This window comes from Enterobacter sp. SLBN-59 (assembly GCF_024807915.1).
GTDB classification, from domain to species: domain Bacteria; phylum Pseudomonadota; class Gammaproteobacteria; order Enterobacterales; family Enterobacteriaceae; genus Enterobacter; species Enterobacter asburiae_B.
Genome location: NZ_JANUFI010000001.1, coordinates 3,668,417 through 3,687,311 on the forward strand (window position 1 = coordinate 3,668,417; position 18,895 = coordinate 3,687,311).

Here is an 18,895-nt window from a genome sequence, read left to right on the forward strand (position 1 = left end):
AAAAAGCCGTTTATTTCGTAAGGAATAAGCGGCGTTTTATTTTTCTGATTGTGACTATTAATGTGGTTTATTGTTAATTTAATATTAAATAACTAAAGAAAGTGCCTCAGTTATTTATTCCTGCCTAAGTCAGTTCTTCAGAATGCTATTTCGAAAATACCCCGTTTGACGGTCTGGTAACGATCGATGAGGCCATATTAATAGCCTACACCTATGCATTGCGGGGGTTATGAAATAAAAAAACGATCAAACTCATAAAGTTAGCGAAATCGTTACCGATAACAGCGATCGTCTGAGAAATAATCACATCGATGGAGAAAATATGTTCTTACATGACGTAAAGATCGGCACGAAATTATTTCTGGCGTTTGGGTTCTTTATTGTCCTGATGGCCATCAGCGCGAGCCTGTCTCTGCTGAGCCTGAACCGGGCTAATAACGGGATGCAATCGATTATTACCAGCGATTATCCGACCACGGTAAAAGCGAACCAGTTAATCGATAATTTCCAGGAATTTATTAGCACTCAACAGCTGATGCTGCTGGACGAGCAGGGCACCTATACGGGGCAATCTCAGCAGCGCCTGAAAGAGATCAGCGAGCACATCACGGTGATCCTGGGCGAGCTGAACAACGCGTTGCAGGATCAAAAGTCTCAGCAGGTTCTGGCGGAGATCCGCAGCGTGCGCCAGCAGTATCTGGACTCGCGCTACCGCATTCTGCAGGCGGTGCAGAACAACAATCGTGCGGGCGCTATTCAGGAGATGATGACCACCACCCTCGCCGTGCAGCAGGCTTATAAAGCGAAGGTGAAGGAGCTGATTACCATTCAAAACAGCGAGATGCAGAGTGCCGGCGCGCAGGTGGAAGGGGATTTCAGGTCTAACCGCCTGCTGCTGATCCTGCTCACGCTTTTTAGCGTTGCGGCAGGCAGCCTGATTGGCTGGTTTATCGTGCGCGCTATCACTCGTCCGCTCGGCGAGGCGGTGCATTTTGCAAAAGCCATTTCTGAGGGCGATCTGACGGGCAGCATCACGCCACATGGTAAAGACGAAACGGGTCTGCTGCTGCATGCGCTGATGGAGATGAAAACGCGACTGCTGGACATCGTGCAGCAGGTGCAAACCGGCTCGGAGAATATCTCCAGCGCAGCCGCGCAGATTGTCGCCGGGAACCAGGATCTGGCCGCGCGCACGGAAGAGCAGGCAAGTTCTGTAGAACAGACCGCCGCCTCGATGGAGCAGATCACCGCGACGGTGAAAAATACCGCCTCGCATACCGGGGAAGCGACCAACCTCTCGGCGGATGCCGCCACGGTGGTCAAAAACAACGGCGAGATGATGAAGCAGGTGACCAGCAAAATGCGCCTGATTAACGAAACATCGAACCGAATGTCCGACATTATCGACCTGATCGACGCTATTGCTTTCCAGACCAATATTCTGGCGTTGAACGCGGCGGTGGAAGCGGCGCGCGCCGGCGAGCACGGTCGCGGCTTTGCGGTGGTGGCGGGTGAAGTTCGCCAGCTTGCCCAGAAGAGCGCGTCATCTGCCAGCGAAATCCGCGAGCTGATTGAGAGCTCTACCAGCCAGACCCAGGACGGGATGAACCTGGTTGAAAAAGCGAGTGCGCTGATCAACGGGATGGTCGGCAACGTGGAAGAGATGGACGTGATCCTGCGCGAAATCCGCCAGGCCAGCCACGAGCAGACGGAAGGTATCTCGCAGATTAACAGCGCGATTGGCCTGATTGACGCCACCACCCAGCAGAACTCCGCGCTGGTGGAGGAGTCTGTGGCGGCGGCAGCATCGCTTAACGAACAGGCGATGCACCTGAAGGAGCTGGTACGCGTCTTCCGCGTGAGCGAGCACGCTCCGGCTTAGTCCAGCTGGGAGATCTCGAGCGCCGCGCGGTCAATAACGCCGATAATCTGCTTGAGCTGCGCGTCGCTGAGCTCTCCCTGATTCACCTTCAGGTCTAACACCGCTTTGAAGTTATCCAGCGCCCGCTTCATCTGCGGGTTTTTGCGGAGCTGAAAACCGACGGAACGCGCTTTGATACGCACCTGGATCTGTTCCAGCTGCTCCCGGTTTTCGTCCAGCCAGCGTTGTCCCTCAGCGGTAATCGTAATCGTCTTACGACCGTTCTCTTCTTCCGTAATGGTGATAAAGGTCTGATCCTGAAGATAATCCAGGGTCGGGTAGATCACTCCTGGGCTCGGGGTGTAGTTCCCCTGGGTCAGATTCTCGATCTCTTTGATCAGCTCGTAGCCGTGGCTCGCGCTGCGGGTCAGGATATCCAGAATCACCAGCCGCAGATCGCCGTGGCCGAAAAAGCGCGGTCGGCGCCCGCCGCTGTCGTGTTCGTGTCGCATAGTAGTTCTCTCAATTTGATATATCTAAACTATATCTAAGATATATTCAGATGCAATCTAAAAGATCTTGCATTTTTACTTATTAGTAATCATTATCATTTGAAAATTGATTTAGATATATCGTATTCACCAGATAAGGGGCTAAAAATGGCATCTACCCGTTACCCACAGCGTGTTCGTAATGACCTGCGCTTTCGCGAGCTGACGGTGCTCCGCGTTGAGCGCGCCAGCGCGGGTTTCCAGCGCATTGTTTTAGGCGGCGAGCAGCTGGAGGGCTTTAGTTCCCGCGGTTTCGACGACCATACAAAAGTCTTTTTCCCGGCTCCTGGGACGGTATTTGTACCGCCGGTGGTCACCGATGAAGGCATCGACTGGGGTGACGGCGTACGTCCTCAGACGCGCGACTATACGCCGCTGTACGACGAGGCAAACCATGAGCTGGTACTCGATTTCTTCATTCACGACGGCGGCATTGCCAGCCGCTGGGCGGTCGAGGCGAAAGCGGGAGACAGGCTGACCATCGGCGGCCCGCGCGGTTCGCTGGTGGTGCCGGAGGATTACGCCTGGCAGCTGTACGTGTGCGACGAGTCCGGCATGCCCGCGCTGCGTCGACGCCTGGAGAGCATTGCTAAACTGCCGGTTCGCCCGGAAATTCATGCGGTTGTGACGGTCGGGGACGATTCTTATAAGGCGTATCTGGCGCACCTGAGTGAATTCAACTTCACCTGGGTGGTGGGCCACAGCGAGCAGGCGGTAGCGGACCATCTGGCGGCGCTGACCGTTCCAGAGGAAGATTACTTCATCTGGCTGACCGGGGAAGGGAAGGTGGTGAAGACGCTGAGCCGTCAGTTTGAAACCGACGCTATTGACCAGCAGCTGGTGCGTGCCAGCGCATACTGGCACGCCAGATAATCAGGCGGCGGAATCCAGCTGCGCTTCGCTCACCTGATGTTCGAGCGAGGCGCGGACCTCGTGCAGCGCTTTCTCCTGCTGAGCGAAGTAAGCTTCCATATTGTTCAGCGACGAGACCAGAAGCCAGGATTCCTCTTTCTCCAGCTCCGCCAGCTCGTTCACTAAAATGTCGATTTGCTCGCGAACCTGCGCCATTTTTTTGCGGATACGTTCCAGATCGTTCAGCCTGTCGCTTGCCATCAATGGCTCAAAGCCCTGCTGCAGCCGGGCCACCAGTGAGCGAATGGTTTTAACGTCGCCACGCTGCTTCGCCTGGTTGAGCTGGACCATCATCGCGTTAGCTTCCTCTTTCAGGTCGTCCGCCACCAGATCCGGATGGCAGAGCTTGCTCGCCTGCCGCCAGAGGCGCTTGAGCTCGTTCCGATCCTCTTCCGAAAGATCCTTGCCCTTGCGCAGCCGCACTTCGGCATCGTGATGCTGCTCGCGATATTTCTCGTACTCTTCGTTAGCGTCGTCGCGCGCCTGACGCGCAGGCTCCTCTTCGCGCGTTAAGCCGCTCTCCAGCTCCAGCGCTTCGGCCAGCAGGTTGGCAATCAGATTGCTTTGCTGTTCCAGATGCTTACGCGCCTCAGCGGCCTGCACGGAGTCGGCCGGGAGATCGCGCCAGCGTTGGGTGAGCGTCGCCAGCACCTCTACCGCCTGCGCCATATAGCGCTGGCAGCGACGGTAATCTTCCTCGCGACGACGCGCTTCCGCCTGCTGACGGCGCAGATTGAGCTCGGCCAGCGTTTTACGCAGGGCGAGGATCTGCTGCATCAGCGGTCCGAGTCGAGAGAAATAGAGATCGTTGAACTCATCAAGCTGCTGCACCCGGGCGTTGCGGCGGTCAATCAGATCGCGCAGACGCTCTTCCAGCGCCTTCAGCTCCAGCTTGCTGGCGGCCACCTGCGGATCTCGCCACTGGGTTACGGCGCGCTGGCCCTGCAGCCAGGCGGTAATTGCCGCCATCGCAGCGGTGTAGTTCTTCTCCTCAAGCGCCACGACGATTGCCTGTAGCTCATCGTCAAACGCTTCATTTTTCAGGCGTGTCAGCTGGCTCTGGATGATGTCGTCATCTTCCAGTTCAATGGCATTTTTAATGATTTCTAGCCGTTTGATCGGTGTGCTCATGATGCCTTTCGCTTTGGCGCTTAAGTATTTGAGTTAAGGTTAGTTGTTGTAAAAGCTACAGGAAATAATACACACGGATGATGATCGGCGCGATGGGGGATTTCTTTAATGAGTTGATGTGTGGTGCTCTCATTATGGGGTAAACCCGATAGAGCGACATGCCACACCTTCACCAGCCCTGTTAATGTGCGTCGATCCTCTTTTTCCCCTGCCTCGGGTTTTTCCGTGTCCTACCCGAAAGCGAGCGCCCCACCTTTGGTGGCGAATGCATCCGACCCACCCTCAATTAACCTCGCTGTAAATCCCCACTACGCGACCCACCGTTTTTATCTCGTCGATACCGCATTCAAACGGAACCTTGCCGCCCGCCACGTGGAGTTTTTTACCCGGCAGCAGCGTGAGGTCGCGGATGCTGGCAGTGCCTTCAATCTCAACCAGCCACAGGCCGTCGGTTAACGATGCTTCTTTTTCAATAAAGTGCAGCTTTCCCTCCGCCCGAACGGCGATGCCGCGAGCCAGCGGTTTGCTAAAGAAACCAGAGTCAATACTCAAAGTGGTATTTTCTTCCAGCTTTCCATCACTCAGTGTGAATGTGGAAACCGAAACCGGATCGCCCGGTGCGGGGTGACCTTCAAACTGTGCACCTTGTCCGGTCATCAGCCAGCGAAGGCTGGCGCCGGTGTCCAGCGCGCACTGAACCGCAAAGTCGTAAGAGACGGTACCGCGCGCGTAGCGGTTCTGAAGCGAGCTGGCGGCGATATTAAAGTGCCGGGCCAGCTGGATTTTCTGCGTGAAACCATATACCTGACAGATTCTATCGAGTAACTCTTCATTATTCACTTGAGAATCTAAAATCAAAATATATTCCTTTGGGTGTTTACTAATACTCATTTGGGTATTAGTATCATTACAAATTCGGGCAATCAGCGGCAGGCGTTGGCAAACAGAGGCTAATGATTGCAGACATTATCAAAATGGGAATCATGCAGCATGGCATCTGAAATCGCAATCATCAAACGGCGGAAAAAACCGTGCTGTGCCCGTTTTCAGCGCACTAGCGTGCGTGAGTTTACGCGTGGGGAGATATGGCGATAGAAGCTGCCCGTGCAAGGGTTCCACTTAGCGTGGGAGCTCGCCTTAGCGGGCTTAACCACATCGCTGAACTGCGCGCCCGATACGGGAGCGATAGCGGAAAAGAGCTGGCGCGGTTTATGGCTGAGCTGCGCGATAAGCGCGATCCCTGTTTTGAGGAGAACAGCAGGGCGCTGGCCGCCCTCTTTTTCCTGGCGAGATTGCCCGTCGCCCGTCATGAGTGCGAGCTCAGTGAGCTAACCACAGAGGAGAAAAGGGCGCTGATTAACGCCATGAATCATTTTCGTGCTGTCGTGAGTTTATTTCCTGAACGGCTGACCATGCCGATATAACCCAACCCAAAAACTAATGGCGTAAACCCGCCGGGCATCCTTTTGCCTGAATTTAAGGAGAACGCGTGATGCGAAACAGTGAAAACCGCCCTTATCCGATCGGAAGTGAAGAACTGAAGCGCCTGCTGGCAGAGGCAAAAACAGAGGAACGATGCGCGCGAGCCCTCGCGGTCTCCCTGCGTCTGGAGGCGCTGGCGAGCCATATCTACAAAACCGGCATGAGCGGAGAAGACGTTGCCGAACTGCTGTGCCACGAGGCGGCTCGCTACGAGCGTGAATCCCAGGAGCTGCACTGATGGCCGATTTTATCGATCTTGCGCAGGCGCGCGAGCAGGAAGACAGAGAACGATACATTAATCGCGCCCGCAGACGGCCCGCATCGCCTTCGCGTTTCCTCTGCGAGGATTGCGAGGCCCCGATACCGGAGGCGCGCCGAATAGCGGTGCCTGGCGTAGCCCTGTGCGTGACCTGCCAGGAGATCGCGGAGATGAAAAATAAACACGTCCGGGGAGGATAAGTTGGCTACGTCATTTGCTTATCCGTGGAATGCCCCACGGTCGGCCATTGCCAGCCCTTATCTCACCCACGCCCAACAGCAGCGCCGCGATCGCCTTTTCGCGGCGCTGCAGCAGGCAAGAATTGCCCTCTCACAGCAGCCCGACTGCGTACGCTTCGAGGTCTGGCGCACGGTTGACGCCCTCGAACAGCATCGGGGCAGCCCGCAGGCTAACGCCTTTTTGATCCGCTTCTGCAAAAGGATGTTGCCCCGTCTGAGGCGGGTCTCTGATCGCTATTCCTGCACAGGCCTGCACGACGAGGTCTCCAGGGCCGTGTTTGACGGCCATTTCGACACTCAGCTTCTGCAATACCTCGCCTCGCGGATGGTCGAACTGGTGGGCCGCTATAACCGCCTTCCGGATATGTCCCGCGCGGACCTCGACCTGCTGGCCGCAGATATCGCCAGCTTTATTCGCGGCGAGCTGGCGAATATTAACGATGCTGAGATGGGTGAATACCAGACGCTGTACGTCTGGTATCAGCGCGCCGGACTGATCGCCCGACAGTTCAACGTGTCGCCTCCGCACTGGGAGCGGGTGTCGAAGACGTTTTTCAACAAAGATGACGTTGCTGCGGCTGTGATCCGCATGTTTTCCGAGGCGTGGTGGCGCGGGCGCCTGCGTCGGATCGCGGCTGCCTGGCGCGAGCATTTGCAGATTGCCCTCGGCAACGTCAGCAAACGGAGAACGGCGTATGCGAGCAAACGCTGCGTGACCGAGTGGCGCGAGCAGAAGCGCCGCACGCGCGAATTTCTCAAGGGCATGGAGCTGGAAGATGAAGAGGGCAACCGCATCAGCCTGATTGAAAAATACGACAGCTCGGCGGCCAACCCGGCGATACGTCGCTGTGAACTGATGACCCGCATCCGCGGGTTTGAAAATATCTGTGAGGCGCTGGGCTACGTGGGCGAGTTCTATACCTTAACCGCGCCCGCGCAGTATCACGCGACGCTGAAATCAGGCTTCCCCAACGCGAAGTGGAACGGGGCCAGCCCGGCGGATACGCAACTCTACTTTACCCGACTGTGGGCGCGTATCCGGGCAAAACTGCACCGGGACGGGCGCCGTATCTTTGGTATCCGCGTTGCGGAACCCCATCACGACGGTACACCCCACTGGCACATGCTGATGTTTATGCTGCCGGAAGACGTCGAATGCGTTCGCCGGATTATCGGGGATTACGCCCGGCAGGAGGATGGCGCTGAGCTGCAGAGCGAAAGCGCCAGACAGGCGCGCTTTCACGCGGACGCGATCGATCCGCAGAAAGGCAGCGCTACCGGCTATATCGCCAAATACATCTCAAAGAATATCGACGGCTATGCGCTCGATGGCGAGACCGATAACGAAAGCGGTGGTCTGCTGAAGGAGACGGCGTCCGCCGTGTCGGCCTGGGCAGGGCGCTGGCACATTCGCCAGTTTCAGTTCATCGGCGGCGCGCCGGTAACGGTCTACCGCGAGCTGCGGCGTCTGGTGGATGCCGAGGCCGCGCGCGGTCTGAGCGTTGAGTTTGCTGCCGTCCAGGAGGCTGCCGACGCCGGGGACTGGGCGGGTTACGTTACTGCGCAGGGCGGGCCGTTTGTGCGTCGCGATGATTTACAGGTGCGCACGCTGTATGAGCCGCGCGCCGGGTTTAACCAGTACGGCGAGGAAACGGTCCGCATCCGCGGCGTGTACGATTCTGCCGTTGGCGCGGGCAGCCCAGTTTTAACCCGGCTCACGCAGTGGAAAATTGTGCCGAAGCGGGCCGCGGATCTTAAGGACGCGCCCGTATCCTCTCGGAGTTCTGTCAATAACTGTACGCAGACCGATCTTTCTCAACCCCTCAGCCGACGTGCGAGGCGGGCGTTAACCGAACGCATCAAATTCATCCGCCCTGGCGCGACAGCGCCCGTCGTCTTCGCGAGCGACCCGCAGAACGGGGTACCGGAGAAGGTGATCGATGAGATACGGCTCGCCACCGGGATAGCCATCAGCCGGGCAGAAGCCCTGCATCTGATGGCGGGAGGCATCAGCCGCTTTAACGATAAATGGTGCAGGGGCGCAGCTGACGGATCGCTATTTCCGGCACCGTGTTCTTACCAGCAAAAGGCGCGGAAAATCCTTGAACGTATTGGGCTTTTAACGGATCTCTTCGCTCAGAGGGCACGCTAATCTCCATCCATATCATGTACATACCGTGAAGGGTTCTGATTTTTCGCTTCACTCTTTTTGTGAATACGTGCTACTGTATGTTTATACAGTATCTCGTGGTGGAGGTTGTGTGGACAGAGAGTTGAACGAGCAGGTCATGATTGAACGAGTCGAGCTGATTGCGCGACTGACGACGGAAGGAACGTGTCAGGAAAGAGATCGTGAGATTGCCCTGAATTTGATTGCTGAGATTGCGCGGGGAAATTTACTCAAGAACAACGCATTTACCGTTGTGTTCTCAGCATCGCCTGTTCCGGAACGAATCAAAAAAGAGGGCAACGTTCGGGTGAACATTACTCTCGATAAAGATCAGCAGATCGATCATGCCGTCGTTGAGGCCTTTCAGTGCGAACTGACCCGCAGAATACGCTACCTGTTTCCGTCATCGCGGGTGAACGTGAAAATAGGATCGGTGACGGGTGTCGAGCTCCAGGGGCTTGAAAAAGAAGCCGATCGCGAGGCGCTGGACGCTATCCTCCGGGAAGTCTGGGAAGACGAGAGCTGGCGCTAGCCCCGGCGTTATCACCCGTACCAACATCCTCATTCCTGTTTTGCGCTTCCGTTGAACCACGCTTCGCCGCTCGCGGACGATCTGTTGTGCCCGCGATTGTCCATCCGTCAGCGATAGCGAAAAGCCTTCTGGCCCGGGAAACTCTACGGTACCTGGAAACCGGATGTTGGGAGCGTCTGATGAAAATCTATGCAATGCAGGGGGACACGCTTGATGCCGTTTGCGTCCGCTTTTATGGGCGCACGGCTGGCGTCGTTGAAGCCGTTCTGAAGGCCAATCCTGGCCTCGCGGAGTTAGGCGTTATCTTGCCTCACGGCACGCCGGTAGAGATGCCGGAGGTGAATAGCGCCCCCACAAAAGAATCCGTAAACCTATGGGACTGAGCCTGGAGAAAATCACCACGGTTATCGCCTATTGGCTGGCCGTGGCGCTGGCCTGGTTCGGGGCGATGTCTCCTGAAAAAGTCGCGCTGTACGTGGGGAGTCTGTGCGCCATTTTTACCGCGCTGACGAATTACTGGTTTAAGCGCAAAACCTGGCGCTATCTCCAGTCTCTTGGCCTCGATAAGAAGAGCATTCGTGAACTCAATCATTAAGCGTTGCAGCGTCGCCGGCGTGCTGGCCCTGGCGGTGCTGATGCCTGACTTTCGATTACTGAAAACGTCCCCGGAAGGATTGGCGTTGATTGCCGATCTCGAAGGATGTCGCCTCTCGCCCTACCGGTGTAGCGCCGGCGTATGGACGTCCGGCATTGGCCACACGGCAAACGTTGTGCCGACGCGGGACATTACCGAGCGTGAGGCCGCGGTAAATCTGGTCGCTGATGTGCTCAACGTCGAGCGGCGTCTGGCGGCATGTGCGCCGGTAGAGATGCCGCCCCGGGTCTATGACGCGCTGGTGAGTTTTACCTTTAATGTCGGCGCAGGCGCCGCCTGCCGTTCGACGCTGGTGTCCTTTATCAAACGTAAACAGTGGCCGCAGGCATGCGGGCAGCTTACCCGCTGGGTGTACGTCAACGGCGTCAAAAATGCCGGGCTGGAAAACCGTCGCGTCCGCGAGAAGGCCTGGTGCATGAAGGGGCTGCCGTGAGAACGCTCATGCTGGCGCTGGCCGGGCTGCTGGCCATCGCGCTGTGGCTTCGTCATGACAACCTGAACCTGTCCCGTTCCTTAGCTACGGCCAATCGGGTCGCCAGCGAGCAAAAAACAGCCCTCTCCACGCTTAATCAGCAGCTGTCCCTGTCGCAGCGGATGGCCAGAGCAAATGAAAACGCCCAGGTCAGGCTCCGTGAGGAGCTTGTCGCCGCGGGCGAGGAGAGGGCAAGAAGGGAAGCGACTATCGGGAGATTACTCAATGAAAATGAAGCGTTACGCCGCTGGTATACCGCTCAGCTGCCTGATGCTGTCCGCAGGCTGCACACCCGCACCGCCTGCGCCTCCGCAGCCTATTGTTTACAACGCCTGCCCGAAGGTGAGCCGCTGCCCGATGCCGGGGAGCGAACCCGCCACTAACGGCGATCTCAGCGCGGATATTCGCAGGCTGGAATACGCCCTTATCGCCTGCGCGCTGCAGGTTGAAACCATTAAAGACTGTCAGGATAAACTCGATGCACAAACTCAAGAGCCTGCGTCAGGCATTAATTGACGCGATCCCCCAACTCAATGCCAACCCGGAGCGCCTGCAGATGTCGGTCGGAGGCGGCAATATTGACGCCCGCCAGGCCTCCTCGCTCTCCTTTGAAAAGCGGTATGCGCTGAACGCGAAGGTTAGCGGCTTCACCGGCGACAGCGAGGGATTTTTCGTCCCGGTGCTGGCCTGGCTTCGGGAAAACCAGCCGGATATTTTTACCCTCGATGAAGGCCGCAAAAACGGTTACACCTTCGCGATCGTCTTAAACGATGACGATACGATGGATATCACCATCAGCGTGCAATTAACCGAGCGTATTCTTGTTTCCCAGGAGCAGGGCGCTCTGCACGCGACGTATTCCCCCGAGCCGCCGCTGCCGGAGCCCGTCACGCGTCCGAAGGCGCTGTACGTTAACGGCGAGCTGGTCAGCCAGTGGGAGGAGTAATTTCCCCGCGCTGAAGGCCGCCATCCGACTGCCGTCTGGACCGCTTGTTGTATCATCCCGCAGAAAACCCCGTCTCGTTGCTGCCGTTCCTCCTGAACGGCATTCTCTTCTCATGAATACATTAACTTCCATGAACGGCATCGCTCGCGCGATCCGCAATCTTATTCGTATCGGTGTTGTGACCGATGTTGACCTCAGCAGAGGGCTTTGTCGTGTCCAGACCGGCGGGATGAAAACCACCTGGCTGAACTGGCTCACCTGTCGTGCGGGACGTTCACGCGTCTGGTGGGCCCCTTCCGAGGGAGAGCAGGTGCTGCTGCTGGCCATCGGCGGCGAGCTTGATACCGCCTTTGTGCTGCCCGGCATTTTCTCTGACGACCATCCGGCGCCGTCCGGGTCGCCTGATGCGTTCCACGTCTCGTTTCCTGACGGGGCGGTCATCGAGTACGAACCCGGTCACGGGGCGCTGACGGTTACAGGCATTAAAACGGCCGATATTACCGCCTCTGAATCGCTGACCGCCACCGTGCCGGAGGTGAGGGTGACGTCAACGTCCCGCATCACGCTGGATACGCCTGAAGTGGTGTGCACTAACAAGTTAATTACTGCCTCTCTTGAAGTGCAGAAGGGCGGTGTGATGGCCGGAAATATTGAGCATTCCGGCGGTAAATTCACCTCCAACGGGGTGCAGGTGGATAACCACGCGCACGGCAGTGTGCAAAGCGGCGGAAGCTGGACTAAGGGGACACAATGACGGTGCGTTACAGGGGGATGAACAGGCAGACCGGGCTTAGCCTTTCAGAGGCGGAACACATCCGGCAAAGCGTGCGCGACATTCTGATTACGCCGATTGGCTCGCGGGTCATGCGGCGGGATTACGGCTCGCTGCTGGCGGCGATGATCGACAGGCCGCAGAGCCCGGCGCTGCGTCTGCAAATCATGGCCGCCTGTTATTCCGCCATCCAGAAATGGGAGCCGCGAATAAGCCTGACGGCCATCACTTTCGAGCGTTCGGAGAACGACGGGACGTTGTATGTCGATATCACCGGCACGCGCCCGACCTCCGGGCAATCCTTTTCTATCACCATTTCACTGAGTTAAACGCTATGGCTATTGTTGATCTGAGCCAGCTCGCCGCGCCTGATGTCGTGGAGGAGGTGGATTATGAAACGCTGTTGGCAGAACGAAAGGCCACCTTTGTCTCCCTCTATCCGGAAGAGGAGCGAGAGGCGATTGCACGGACGCTGACGCTGGAATCCGAGCCGATTGTGAAGCTGCTGCAGGAGAATGCCTACCGGGAAGTTATCTGGCGCCAGCGGGTTAATGAGGCTGCGCTGGCCGTGACGCTGGCCTATTCTTCCGGTCACGATCTGGACGTTATTGCGGGAAACAATAATACCGAACGCCTGACCATCACCCCGGGCGATGACACTACCATTCCGCCAACGGCTGCCGTCATGGAGTCTGATGCTGACCTGCGACTGCGTGCGCAGCAGGCCTTTGAAGGGTTGAGCGTCGCGGGGCCGGTTGGAGCCTATGAATATCATGGTCGAAGTGCCGACGGGCGGGTCGCTGACGTTTCGGTTGAAAGCCCTCAGCCCGCATACGTGACGATTTCGGTGTTATCCCGTGAGGGGGATGGTACCGCTCGTCCTGAACTACTGGCGGTTGTTGAAAAAGCGCTTAACGCTGAAACCGTCCGCCCGGTCGGCGATCGTGTAACTGTCCAGTCAGCAGAAATTGTGCCTTACAAGATAAACGCAACGCTCTACGTTTATCCCGGACCAGAAGCTGAACCCATCAGGCAAGCTGCAGAGCAGAAGCTGCGGAATTATATCAGCGCGCAGCATCGCCTTGGACGCGATATTCGTCTCTCGGCCATCTATGCAGCACTTCACGTTGAAGGCGTGCAGCGCGTGGAACTGGAATCTCCCCACTCTGACATTGTACTGAGTAAGTCGCAGGCCTCGAACTGTACCTCGTATCAGATAGCGATCGGGGGTTCGGATGAGTGAAAGGCTGTTACCCGTTGGATCCTCGCCGCTGGAAGTCGCCGCTGCCGCTGCGCTCTCGAATATTGAACGAGTGCCGGTACCGCTACGCACCTTATGGAACCCCAGCGCGTGCCCGGTGAATTTACTTCCCTACCTGGCATGGGCGCTGTCGGTAGACCGTTGGGATGAGGCGTGGCCGGAGAGCACGAAGCGCAGCGTCATTATGTCCTCGTTTTTCGTCCATCAGCACAAAGGAACCATCAGCGCATTGCGTCGTGTGGTGGAACCGCTTGGCTTTTTGATTGAGGTGCGCGAGTGGTGGCAGCTCGGTGAGGAGCCTGGCACATTCCGTCTGGTTGTCGGTGTGCTTGATAACGGCATCACTGACGAAATGTATCAGGAGCTTGAACGGCTCATTGAGGATGCCAAACCGGCAAGTAGACACATGACCGGGCTGGCTATCAGCCTGAGCTCAACGGGAGAGTTTTATGTTGGCGCAGGATGCTATCACGGCGATGCGCTGGCTGTTTACCCCTATACCACTGAGGAACTTATTGTCTGTGGTGATTATTACCCGGCCTCGGCCATCCATTTGATTGATAACCTGAGAGTGAACGCATGACCGCAAAATATTTTGCCATACTGACGAATCAGGGCGCGGCGCGGCTAGCTAACGCGACGGCACTTGGTACGCAACTCAACCTGACGCAAATGGCGGTAGGCGACGCCAACGGAACGTTGCCAACCCCCGACCCGGCGCAGACGAAGCTCGTCAACCAAAAACGCATAGCGCCGCTGAACCTGCTCGCTGTTGACCCAAACAATACCAGCCAGATCATCGCTGAACAGATTATTCCCGAGAATGAGGGCGGTTTCTGGATCCGAGAGATCGGTCTCTATGACGACGACGGCATTCTGATCGCCGTGGCTAACTGCCCGGAGACATATAAGCCTCAGCTGCAGGAAGGCAGTGGCCGCACGCAGACCATCCGCATGATTCTTATTGTGTCGAGCACATCGTCAATTTCCCTGAAAATTGATCCGTCGGTTGTGCTGGCAACGCGTCAGTACGTTGACGATAAAGTTATTGAGGTAAAGGGCTACGCTGATGATCAGATGAAAAAGCATATTGCTGCTGATAATCCGCATAAACAGTACCCTTTAATCGCCAATGCGTTAAAAGAAATTGCCGATGCAGGGTTGAGCGCCGAGGTTCTCAAAAACCTTGGTTTGGGAGAAGGCTCTGCTTTGCCGGTGGGTGTACCCGTTCCATGGACATCAGCAACTCCACCGACGGGGTGGCTTAAATGCAACGGAGCGGCGTTCACAGCCTCCCAGTACCCTAAATTGGCGCTTGCCTATCCAGCCCTCAAACTGCCAGATCTTCGCGCTGAGTTTATACGTGGCTGGGATGATGGCAGAGGTATAGATAGCGGAAGGGGGTTGCTGTCAGCCCAGTTTGGTTCCGGGATTGGGATGTTTGTTGGCGGTTATTCTGATGGAACTGCATATATTGCAGTGAGTGATTTCGATAGCGTTGTCGATAATAGCCCATCATGGTCACATATTAGTACCGCTGGAATAATTTCTTCAATTACGGGGCAAAAGTCATCATTTGGCGCCCGCCCCCGTAACATCGCATTTAACTACATCGTGAGGGCCGCATAATGGCGAAGGCAAAATTAAACAATGAGCTTATTGCTACAGTGACCGGTGATATAACTGTGTTTAACTACGATGGTGAAACGCGCGAATATATTTCCTCCTCGGTTGAATATTTAGCGGAAGGTGTAGGTATTCCAGCCTTGTCATGCATTGATGCGCCTGGTGAAATTAAAGAAGGTTTTACTATTTGCCGCACCTTTGACTTAAACGGATGGGAGTACATCGCTGATCATCGCGGTAAAACTGTATATAGCACAAAGTCAGGGGAGAAAGTCACGATTTCCCTACCGGGTGATTATCCGAAAGATACGACGACACAAGCCCCTGGAACGCCATATGATAAGTGGAATGGCAGCGAGTGGATAACCGACGCAAAAGCGAAACACTCTGCGGATGTGGCAAAGGCCGAACAGCAGAAAACTGCATTGCTAGCGGAAGCGTCTGCAATTATCGCACCATTGGTAGATGCTCAGGCTGGAGGCTACATTGATGATGCAGATATCCCTCGTCTGACTGAATGGCAGCGGTATCGTTATAAGTTAACTAAGGTTGATACCGATACCGCTCCGAACCTTAACCTTCCACCGAAACCCGAGGTATAGGTCATTCAATATCGGGTGCTTTTGATGGATCAATAATCATCAGTAGCACCTGATATTTTCTGCATTTAGCCAGACAGCGTATTCATTTATTCGTTGTCAGAGATATCAGATTTAATTTCCATAAGAGATGGCTCACCTTTTTCATTGACGTCAAGTCGCATTCCCTCTGGTATTTCCCGCATCGTGAAAAACCAGTTATCCTCAGGGAGTTGAATAGCACCTCCAGTATCGTGGAAACCATGAATGACCTCTGTCATCGTGATCGGATTAAATAGGCGCATAGTAAACTCTCCACGAAAAACCATTATTTGATGGGGCACCCGTTGCGGCCATTGTGCAACGAGCTTTGAAACCGACATTTGTTGTTAAAGCATCAATGATCATTGATGAATGAGCATAGTTGGGCGTAGTACCGGGATCAGCAGAAAGACGTTCGGCAATGCTGATATAGCGGCTTATACCTGGCAGCGCAATTGGGTAATTAACCGTTGCCAGGCCGTTATCAAGGATTACACCATACCCCATAACCTCAATGGCTCCATCCGACCATATTACCCAAGCTCCATTTGCGTTACTTCCTCGACTGGTTACGTATTTAGCTCCTCCCAAACCAAGGTTTTCGAAAATGCGTGTTTATCCATTAAATGGCATGATTTCCGGTTTTGACGGAGAGAAATACCATGCTTATTGGATACATACGCGTGTCAACAAATGAACAAAACACCGCCTTACAGCGTGACGCGCTGCAGCGTTCAGGATGTGAGCTCATTTTTGAAGATAAAATCAGCGGTAAATCGACAAATAGACCGGGACTCAATCGAGCTCTCAGACAACTTAATGCGGGCGATACTCTCGTTGTATGGAAACTTGATCGGCTCGGGCGCAGTATGCGCCACCTCGTTTCAATGACGGAGGAACTACGCCAGCGAAGCATTAACTTCCGCAGTTTGACTGATAGCATTGATACCTCAACGCCAATGGGGCGTTTCTTCTTCCATATCATGGGGGCGCTTGCTGAAATGGAGCGTGAACTCATTGTCGAGAGGACGTGCGCCGGGCTGGCCGCAGCGCGAGAACAGGGACGAATTGGTGGCAGACGCCCTAAATTGACGCAGGAGGAATGGGCTCAGGCTGGCAGGCTGATTGCTTCCGGGGAATCCCGACAGCGCGTTGCGTTAATTTTTGATGTGGGTATTTCCACGCTTTATAAAAAATTCCCCGCCACGATAGTCGGACAATCGTTGTGCCAGCGGCCGCTGGACAGGGATGGTTAGCTCATAGCAAGCCCAGCCGCGACAATATCACTCACCAACTAACCAAGGAGTTAAACGGATGAGTGATTTTCACCACGGCGTGGAAGTTATCGAAATCAACGATGGCACCCGCACCATTTCCACTGTCTCGACGGCAATCATCGGCATGGTCTGTACGGCCAGCGATGCTGACGACAAGACATTTCCTTTAAACGAGCCCGTGCTCATTACCAACGTGCAAAACGCAATTGCGAAAGCCGGTAAGGCGGGGACGCTGTCCGCTTCTCTGCAGGCGATCGCCGACCAGTGCAAACCGGTTGTCGTGGTTGTTCGCGTGGCCGAAGGCACCGCTGAAACCCCGGAAGAGGCGCGCAAGCAGACCGTTTCCAACATCATCGGTACTACTGATGAAAACGGTAAATATACCGGCCTGAAGGCGCTTCTCACGGCGAAAACGGTGACCGGCGTTAAGCCGCGTATTCTCGGCGTGCCGGGGCTGGACTCTCAGGAAGTGGCGACCGCACTGGCCGCCATGTGCCAGAGCCTGCGCGCGTTCGGCTATGTCAGCGCGTGGGGATGTAAAACCATTTCTGAGGCGATTAACTATCGCCAATACTTCAGCCAGCGCGAGCTGATGGTTATCCATCCTGATTTTCTGGCATGGGATACCACCACGAACGCAACGACGACGGCCTGGGCGACCGCCCGCGCGCTTGGCCTGCGCGCCAAAATCGACCAGACCATGGGCTGGCATAAAACCCTGTCAAACGTTGGCGTCAACGGCGTTACTGGCGTAAGCGCTTCTGTCTCCTGGGATCTGCAGGAACAGGCCACCGACGCGAACCTGCTCAACCAGGCTGGCGTCACCACGCTGATTCGCAACGACGGCTTTAAATTCTGGGGTAACCGTACCTGCTCAGACGATCCGTTATTCGTCTTTGAAAACTACACCCGTACCGCACAGGTGCTGGCCGATACCATGGCGGAAGCGCACGCGTGGGCGATGGATAAACCCATCACGCCAACGCTTATTCGCGACATCGTTTCCGGTATTAACGCCAAGTTCCGCGAGCTGAAAACCAACGGCTATATCGTCGACGGCTCCTGCTGGTATGACCCTGAGTCGAACGATGCAACCACCCTGAAAGCGGGGAAACTGTATATCGATTACGACTACACCCCCGTCCCGCCGCTGGAAAATCTGACCCTGCGCCAGCGCATCACCGATACCTATCTGGCAGACCTGTCAGATTCGGTTAACAGCTAAGGAGCTGAAGCATGGCGTTACCACGCAAACTTAAGTACCTAAATATGTTCAACGATGGCCTGAGCTATATGGGCGTTGTCGAGTCCGTGACCCTACCGAAGCTTACCCGCAAGCTGGAGAAGTATCGCGGCGGCGGTATGCCGGGCTCGGTCTCTGTCGACCTCGGCCTGGACGATGATGCCCTGGCGCTGGAGTGGACCGTCGGCGGTCTGCCGGACGCCGCGCTGTGGGCGCAGTACGCCTCTCCGGGCGCGGACAGCGTGCCGCTGCGCTTTACCGGCTCTTATCAGCGCGATGATACCGGCGAAATCTCCGCCGTCGAAATCGTCATGCGCGGCCGTCATAAAGAGTTTGATGGCGGTGAAAACAAGCAGGGCGAGAGCGGCACCACCAAGATGTCCACCGAGTGCGCTTACTATCAGCTGACCATTGATGGCAAAGAGATCATCGAAATCGACATCATCAATATGGTGCTCAAAGTCGATGGCGTCGATCGCCTGGCAGAACACCGTAAGGCCATCGGCCTGTAACCCTTTAACCGGCCGGGATGACCGGCCGGTGAGTTAACTTTCAGAAGAGTAACGAAATGGAAAATATCAACGAGACCGCCATGAACGAAAGTGAAAACCCACATATCGTCACGCTTGATAGCCCCGTTCAGCGCGGCGAGCAAAAAATCGAAAAGGTGACCATCGCAAAACCCAATGCGGGGACCCTGCGCGGCGTATCGCTGGCGTCGCTGGCGCAATCTGACGTTGATGCGCTGATTAAGGTGCTGCCGCGAATGACCTCCCCAGCGCTGACCGAGCATGAGGTTGCACGCCTGGATGCCTGCGATCTGCTCTCTTTTGCAGGTAAGGTGATCGGTTTTTTGTCACCGGCTTCGGCTCGCTAAAATTTCCCG

The 18,895-nt window shown here is 55.8% G+C and carries 28 protein-coding genes; 23 read left to right on the forward strand and 5 right to left on the reverse strand.

Annotated features, from left to right (window positions below):
- Positions 1-322 precede the first annotated feature (322 nt).
- The gene (locus tag M2422_RS17515; protein WP_023333505.1) at positions 323-1,882 is read left to right on the forward strand and encodes a methyl-accepting chemotaxis protein; all 1,560 of its coding nucleotides are present in this window, start codon (positions 323-325) and stop codon (positions 1,880-1,882) included.
- On the opposite strand, the gene M2422_RS17520 is transcribed toward M2422_RS17515, so the two are convergent.
- The gene (locus tag M2422_RS17520) at positions 1,879-2,373 is read right to left on the reverse strand and encodes a PadR family transcriptional regulator (protein ID WP_029741394.1); all 495 of its coding nucleotides are present in this window, start codon (positions 2,371-2,373) and stop codon (positions 1,879-1,881) included. The genes M2422_RS17515 and M2422_RS17520 overlap by 4 nt on opposite strands.
- A gap of 147 nt (positions 2,374-2,520) precedes the next feature.
- On the opposite strand from M2422_RS17520, the gene M2422_RS17525 reads away from it, so the two are divergent.
- A complete protein-coding gene (locus tag M2422_RS17525; protein ID WP_064673342.1) occupies positions 2,521-3,285 on the forward strand; it encodes a siderophore-interacting protein in 765 nt (254 codons plus the stop codon).
- Here M2422_RS17525 and M2422_RS17530 read toward each other — a convergent pair whose 3' ends face one another.
- Positions 3,286-4,455, reverse strand: coding sequence for a DNA repair protein (locus tag M2422_RS17530; protein ID WP_033146698.1), 1,170 nt, complete (start codon positions 4,453-4,455; stop codon positions 3,286-3,288). It abuts the gene before it with no gap.
- Between the two features lie 282 nt (positions 4,456-4,737).
- Positions 4,738-5,313 (reverse strand): phage repressor protein CI, encoded by a 576-nt coding sequence (locus M2422_RS17535; protein ID WP_047060318.1) that lies wholly within the window; start codon positions 5,311-5,313, stop codon positions 4,738-4,740.
- Between the two features lie 227 nt (positions 5,314-5,540).
- Between M2422_RS17535 and M2422_RS17540 the strand changes: the two genes are divergently transcribed.
- The 17 genes from M2422_RS17540 (at position 5,541) to M2422_RS17620 (ending at position 15,471) form a co-directional block, all read left to right on the forward strand.
- Entirely contained in the window at positions 5,541-5,879 is a 339-nt protein-coding gene (locus tag M2422_RS17540; RefSeq protein ID WP_033146696.1) for a DUF5347 domain-containing protein, read from the forward strand.
- A 68-nt stretch (positions 5,880-5,947) separates the two neighbouring features.
- Positions 5,948-6,175: a DUF2732 family protein gene (locus tag M2422_RS17545; protein WP_023309252.1), complete on the forward strand. Its 228-nt coding sequence runs from the start codon at positions 5,948-5,950 to the stop codon at positions 6,173-6,175.
- A complete protein-coding gene (locus M2422_RS17550) occupies positions 6,175-6,396 on the forward strand; it encodes a TraR/DksA family transcriptional regulator (protein ID WP_045404086.1) in 222 nt (73 codons plus the stop codon). Before M2422_RS17545 ends, M2422_RS17550 begins: the two co-directional genes overlap by 1 nt.
- A 1-nt stretch (position 6,397) precedes the next feature.
- Entirely contained in the window at positions 6,398-8,587 is a 2,190-nt protein-coding gene (locus tag M2422_RS17555; RefSeq protein ID WP_064673341.1) for a replication endonuclease, read from the forward strand.
- A gap of 109 nt (positions 8,588-8,696) precedes the next feature.
- Positions 8,697-9,137, forward strand: coding sequence for a DinI-like family protein (locus tag M2422_RS17560; protein WP_081273730.1), 441 nt, complete (start codon positions 8,697-8,699; stop codon positions 9,135-9,137).
- A gap of 179 nt (positions 9,138-9,316) precedes the next feature.
- Complete coding sequence (locus tag M2422_RS17565; RefSeq protein WP_064673340.1) at positions 9,317-9,520, forward strand: tail protein X; 204 nt, start codon at positions 9,317-9,319, stop codon at positions 9,518-9,520.
- Entirely contained in the window at positions 9,511-9,732 is a 222-nt protein-coding gene (locus M2422_RS17570) for an HP1 family phage holin (RefSeq protein ID WP_023309247.1), read from the forward strand. The genes M2422_RS17565 and M2422_RS17570 overlap by 10 nt, the downstream gene beginning before the upstream one ends.
- Positions 9,716-10,225: a lysozyme gene (locus M2422_RS17575; protein ID WP_048981243.1), complete on the forward strand. Its 510-nt coding sequence runs from the start codon at positions 9,716-9,718 to the stop codon at positions 10,223-10,225. The genes M2422_RS17570 and M2422_RS17575 overlap by 17 nt, the downstream gene beginning before the upstream one ends.
- An 8-nt stretch (positions 10,226-10,233) precedes the next feature.
- Positions 10,234-10,647: an Rz-like lysis system protein LysB gene (gene lysB, locus M2422_RS17580; RefSeq protein WP_249425401.1), complete on the forward strand. Its 414-nt coding sequence runs from the start codon at positions 10,234-10,236 to the stop codon at positions 10,645-10,647.
- A complete protein-coding gene (lysC, locus tag M2422_RS17585; protein ID WP_229226321.1) occupies positions 10,535-10,780 on the forward strand; it encodes an Rz1-like lysis system protein LysC in 246 nt (81 codons plus the stop codon). Before lysB ends, lysC begins: the two co-directional genes overlap by 113 nt.
- Positions 10,743-11,210: a phage tail protein gene (locus tag M2422_RS17590; protein WP_064673338.1), complete on the forward strand. Its 468-nt coding sequence runs from the start codon at positions 10,743-10,745 to the stop codon at positions 11,208-11,210. The genes lysC and M2422_RS17590 overlap by 38 nt, the downstream gene beginning before the upstream one ends.
- A 112-nt stretch (positions 11,211-11,322) precedes the next feature.
- Complete coding sequence (locus M2422_RS17595; RefSeq protein ID WP_033146689.1) at positions 11,323-11,964, forward strand: phage baseplate assembly protein V; 642 nt, start codon at positions 11,323-11,325, stop codon at positions 11,962-11,964.
- The gene (locus tag M2422_RS17600) at positions 11,961-12,311 is read left to right on the forward strand and encodes a GPW/gp25 family protein (RefSeq protein ID WP_064673337.1); all 351 of its coding nucleotides are present in this window, start codon (positions 11,961-11,963) and stop codon (positions 12,309-12,311) included. The genes M2422_RS17595 and M2422_RS17600 overlap by 4 nt, the downstream gene beginning before the upstream one ends.
- A gap of 5 nt (positions 12,312-12,316) precedes the next feature.
- Positions 12,317-13,225, forward strand: coding sequence for a baseplate assembly protein (locus M2422_RS17605; protein ID WP_039260509.1), 909 nt, complete (start codon positions 12,317-12,319; stop codon positions 13,223-13,225).
- On the forward strand, positions 13,218-13,826 hold the full coding sequence (locus tag M2422_RS17610; RefSeq protein ID WP_064673336.1) for a phage tail protein I: 609 nt from the start codon (positions 13,218-13,220) through the stop codon (positions 13,824-13,826). Before M2422_RS17605 ends, M2422_RS17610 begins: the two co-directional genes overlap by 8 nt.
- The gene (locus M2422_RS17615) at positions 13,823-14,872 is read left to right on the forward strand and encodes a phage tail protein (RefSeq protein ID WP_064673335.1); all 1,050 of its coding nucleotides are present in this window, start codon (positions 13,823-13,825) and stop codon (positions 14,870-14,872) included. Before M2422_RS17610 ends, M2422_RS17615 begins: the two co-directional genes overlap by 4 nt.
- On the forward strand, positions 14,872-15,471 hold the full coding sequence (locus tag M2422_RS17620) for a tail fiber assembly protein (protein WP_033146685.1): 600 nt from the start codon (positions 14,872-14,874) through the stop codon (positions 15,469-15,471). The genes M2422_RS17615 and M2422_RS17620 overlap by 1 nt, the downstream gene beginning before the upstream one ends.
- Before the next feature lie 86 nt (positions 15,472-15,557).
- Here M2422_RS17620 and M2422_RS17625 read toward each other — a convergent pair whose 3' ends face one another.
- Both M2422_RS17625 and M2422_RS17630 read right to left on the reverse strand, forming a co-directional pair.
- Entirely contained in the window at positions 15,558-15,752 is a 195-nt protein-coding gene (locus tag M2422_RS17625; protein WP_064673334.1) for a hypothetical protein, read from the reverse strand.
- Complete coding sequence (locus M2422_RS17630; RefSeq protein WP_223998064.1) at positions 15,739-15,996, reverse strand: hypothetical protein; 258 nt, start codon at positions 15,994-15,996, stop codon at positions 15,739-15,741. The genes M2422_RS17625 and M2422_RS17630 overlap by 14 nt, the downstream gene beginning before the upstream one ends.
- A gap of 155 nt (positions 15,997-16,151) precedes the next feature.
- Here M2422_RS17630 and M2422_RS17635 point away from each other — a divergent pair, with 155 nt between their 5' ends.
- Genes M2422_RS17635 through M2422_RS17650 form a run of 4 tightly spaced genes read left to right on the forward strand, consistent with a single transcriptional unit; the run spans position 16,152 to position 18,886 of the window.
- Positions 16,152-16,745, forward strand: coding sequence for a recombinase family protein (locus M2422_RS17635; RefSeq protein ID WP_032659854.1), 594 nt, complete (start codon positions 16,152-16,154; stop codon positions 16,743-16,745).
- A gap of 58 nt (positions 16,746-16,803) precedes the next feature.
- Positions 16,804-17,991, forward strand: a complete 1,188-nt coding sequence (locus M2422_RS17640) for a phage tail sheath protein (RefSeq protein ID WP_064673333.1) — start codon at positions 16,804-16,806, stop codon at positions 17,989-17,991.
- An 11-nt stretch (positions 17,992-18,002) separates the two neighbouring features.
- The gene (locus M2422_RS17645; protein WP_023309235.1) at positions 18,003-18,521 is read left to right on the forward strand and encodes a phage major tail tube protein; all 519 of its coding nucleotides are present in this window, start codon (positions 18,003-18,005) and stop codon (positions 18,519-18,521) included.
- Between the two features lie 56 nt (positions 18,522-18,577).
- Complete coding sequence (locus M2422_RS17650) at positions 18,578-18,886, forward strand: phage tail assembly protein (protein ID WP_064673332.1); 309 nt, start codon at positions 18,578-18,580, stop codon at positions 18,884-18,886.
- Positions 18,887-18,895: the final 9 nt, after the last annotated feature.

Excerpts from the sequence above, each read along its gene's own strand:
- M2422_RS17515 (WP_023333505.1), top strand. The coding sequence starts at position 323 with ATGTTCTTACATGACGTAAAGATCGGCACGAAATTATTTCTGGCGTTT.
- M2422_RS17520 (WP_029741394.1), bottom strand. The coding sequence starts at position 2,373 with ATGCGACACGAACACGACAGCGGCGGGCGCCGACCGCGCTTTTTCGGC.
- M2422_RS17525 (WP_064673342.1), top strand. The coding sequence starts at position 2,521 with ATGGCATCTACCCGTTACCCACAGCGTGTTCGTAATGACCTGCGCTTT.
- M2422_RS17530 (WP_033146698.1), bottom strand. The coding sequence starts at position 4,455 with ATGAGCACACCGATCAAACGGCTAGAAATCATTAAAAATGCCATTGAA.
- M2422_RS17540 (WP_033146696.1), top strand. The coding sequence starts at position 5,541 with ATGGCGATAGAAGCTGCCCGTGCAAGGGTTCCACTTAGCGTGGGAGCT.
- M2422_RS17545 (WP_023309252.1), top strand. The coding sequence starts at position 5,948 with ATGCGAAACAGTGAAAACCGCCCTTATCCGATCGGAAGTGAAGAACTG.
- M2422_RS17550 (WP_045404086.1), top strand. The coding sequence starts at position 6,175 with ATGGCCGATTTTATCGATCTTGCGCAGGCGCGCGAGCAGGAAGACAGA.
- M2422_RS17565 (WP_064673340.1), top strand. The coding sequence starts at position 9,317 with ATGAAAATCTATGCAATGCAGGGGGACACGCTTGATGCCGTTTGCGTC.
- M2422_RS17570 (WP_023309247.1), top strand. The coding sequence starts at position 9,511 with ATGGGACTGAGCCTGGAGAAAATCACCACGGTTATCGCCTATTGGCTG.
- lysB (WP_249425401.1), top strand. The coding sequence starts at position 10,234 with ATGCTGGCGCTGGCCGGGCTGCTGGCCATCGCGCTGTGGCTTCGTCAT.
- lysC (WP_229226321.1), top strand. The coding sequence starts at position 10,535 with ATGCTGTCCGCAGGCTGCACACCCGCACCGCCTGCGCCTCCGCAGCCT.
- M2422_RS17590 (WP_064673338.1), top strand. The coding sequence starts at position 10,743 with ATGCACAAACTCAAGAGCCTGCGTCAGGCATTAATTGACGCGATCCCC.
- M2422_RS17595 (WP_033146689.1), top strand. The coding sequence starts at position 11,323 with ATGAATACATTAACTTCCATGAACGGCATCGCTCGCGCGATCCGCAAT.
- M2422_RS17600 (WP_064673337.1), top strand. The coding sequence starts at position 11,961 with ATGACGGTGCGTTACAGGGGGATGAACAGGCAGACCGGGCTTAGCCTT.
- M2422_RS17605 (WP_039260509.1), top strand. The coding sequence starts at position 12,317 with ATGGCTATTGTTGATCTGAGCCAGCTCGCCGCGCCTGATGTCGTGGAG.
- M2422_RS17610 (WP_064673336.1), top strand. The coding sequence starts at position 13,218 with ATGAGTGAAAGGCTGTTACCCGTTGGATCCTCGCCGCTGGAAGTCGCC.
- M2422_RS17615 (WP_064673335.1), top strand. The coding sequence starts at position 13,823 with ATGACCGCAAAATATTTTGCCATACTGACGAATCAGGGCGCGGCGCGG.
- M2422_RS17620 (WP_033146685.1), top strand. The coding sequence starts at position 14,872 with ATGGCGAAGGCAAAATTAAACAATGAGCTTATTGCTACAGTGACCGGT.
- M2422_RS17625 (WP_064673334.1), bottom strand. The coding sequence starts at position 15,752 with ATGCGCCTATTTAATCCGATCACGATGACAGAGGTCATTCATGGTTTC.
- M2422_RS17630 (WP_223998064.1), bottom strand. The coding sequence starts at position 15,996 with ATGGGGTATGGTGTAATCCTTGATAACGGCCTGGCAACGGTTAATTAC.
- M2422_RS17635 (WP_032659854.1), top strand. The coding sequence starts at position 16,152 with ATGCTTATTGGATACATACGCGTGTCAACAAATGAACAAAACACCGCC.
- M2422_RS17640 (WP_064673333.1), top strand. The coding sequence starts at position 16,804 with ATGAGTGATTTTCACCACGGCGTGGAAGTTATCGAAATCAACGATGGC.
- M2422_RS17645 (WP_023309235.1), top strand. The coding sequence starts at position 18,003 with ATGGCGTTACCACGCAAACTTAAGTACCTAAATATGTTCAACGATGGC.
- M2422_RS17650 (WP_064673332.1), top strand. The coding sequence starts at position 18,578 with ATGGAAAATATCAACGAGACCGCCATGAACGAAAGTGAAAACCCACAT.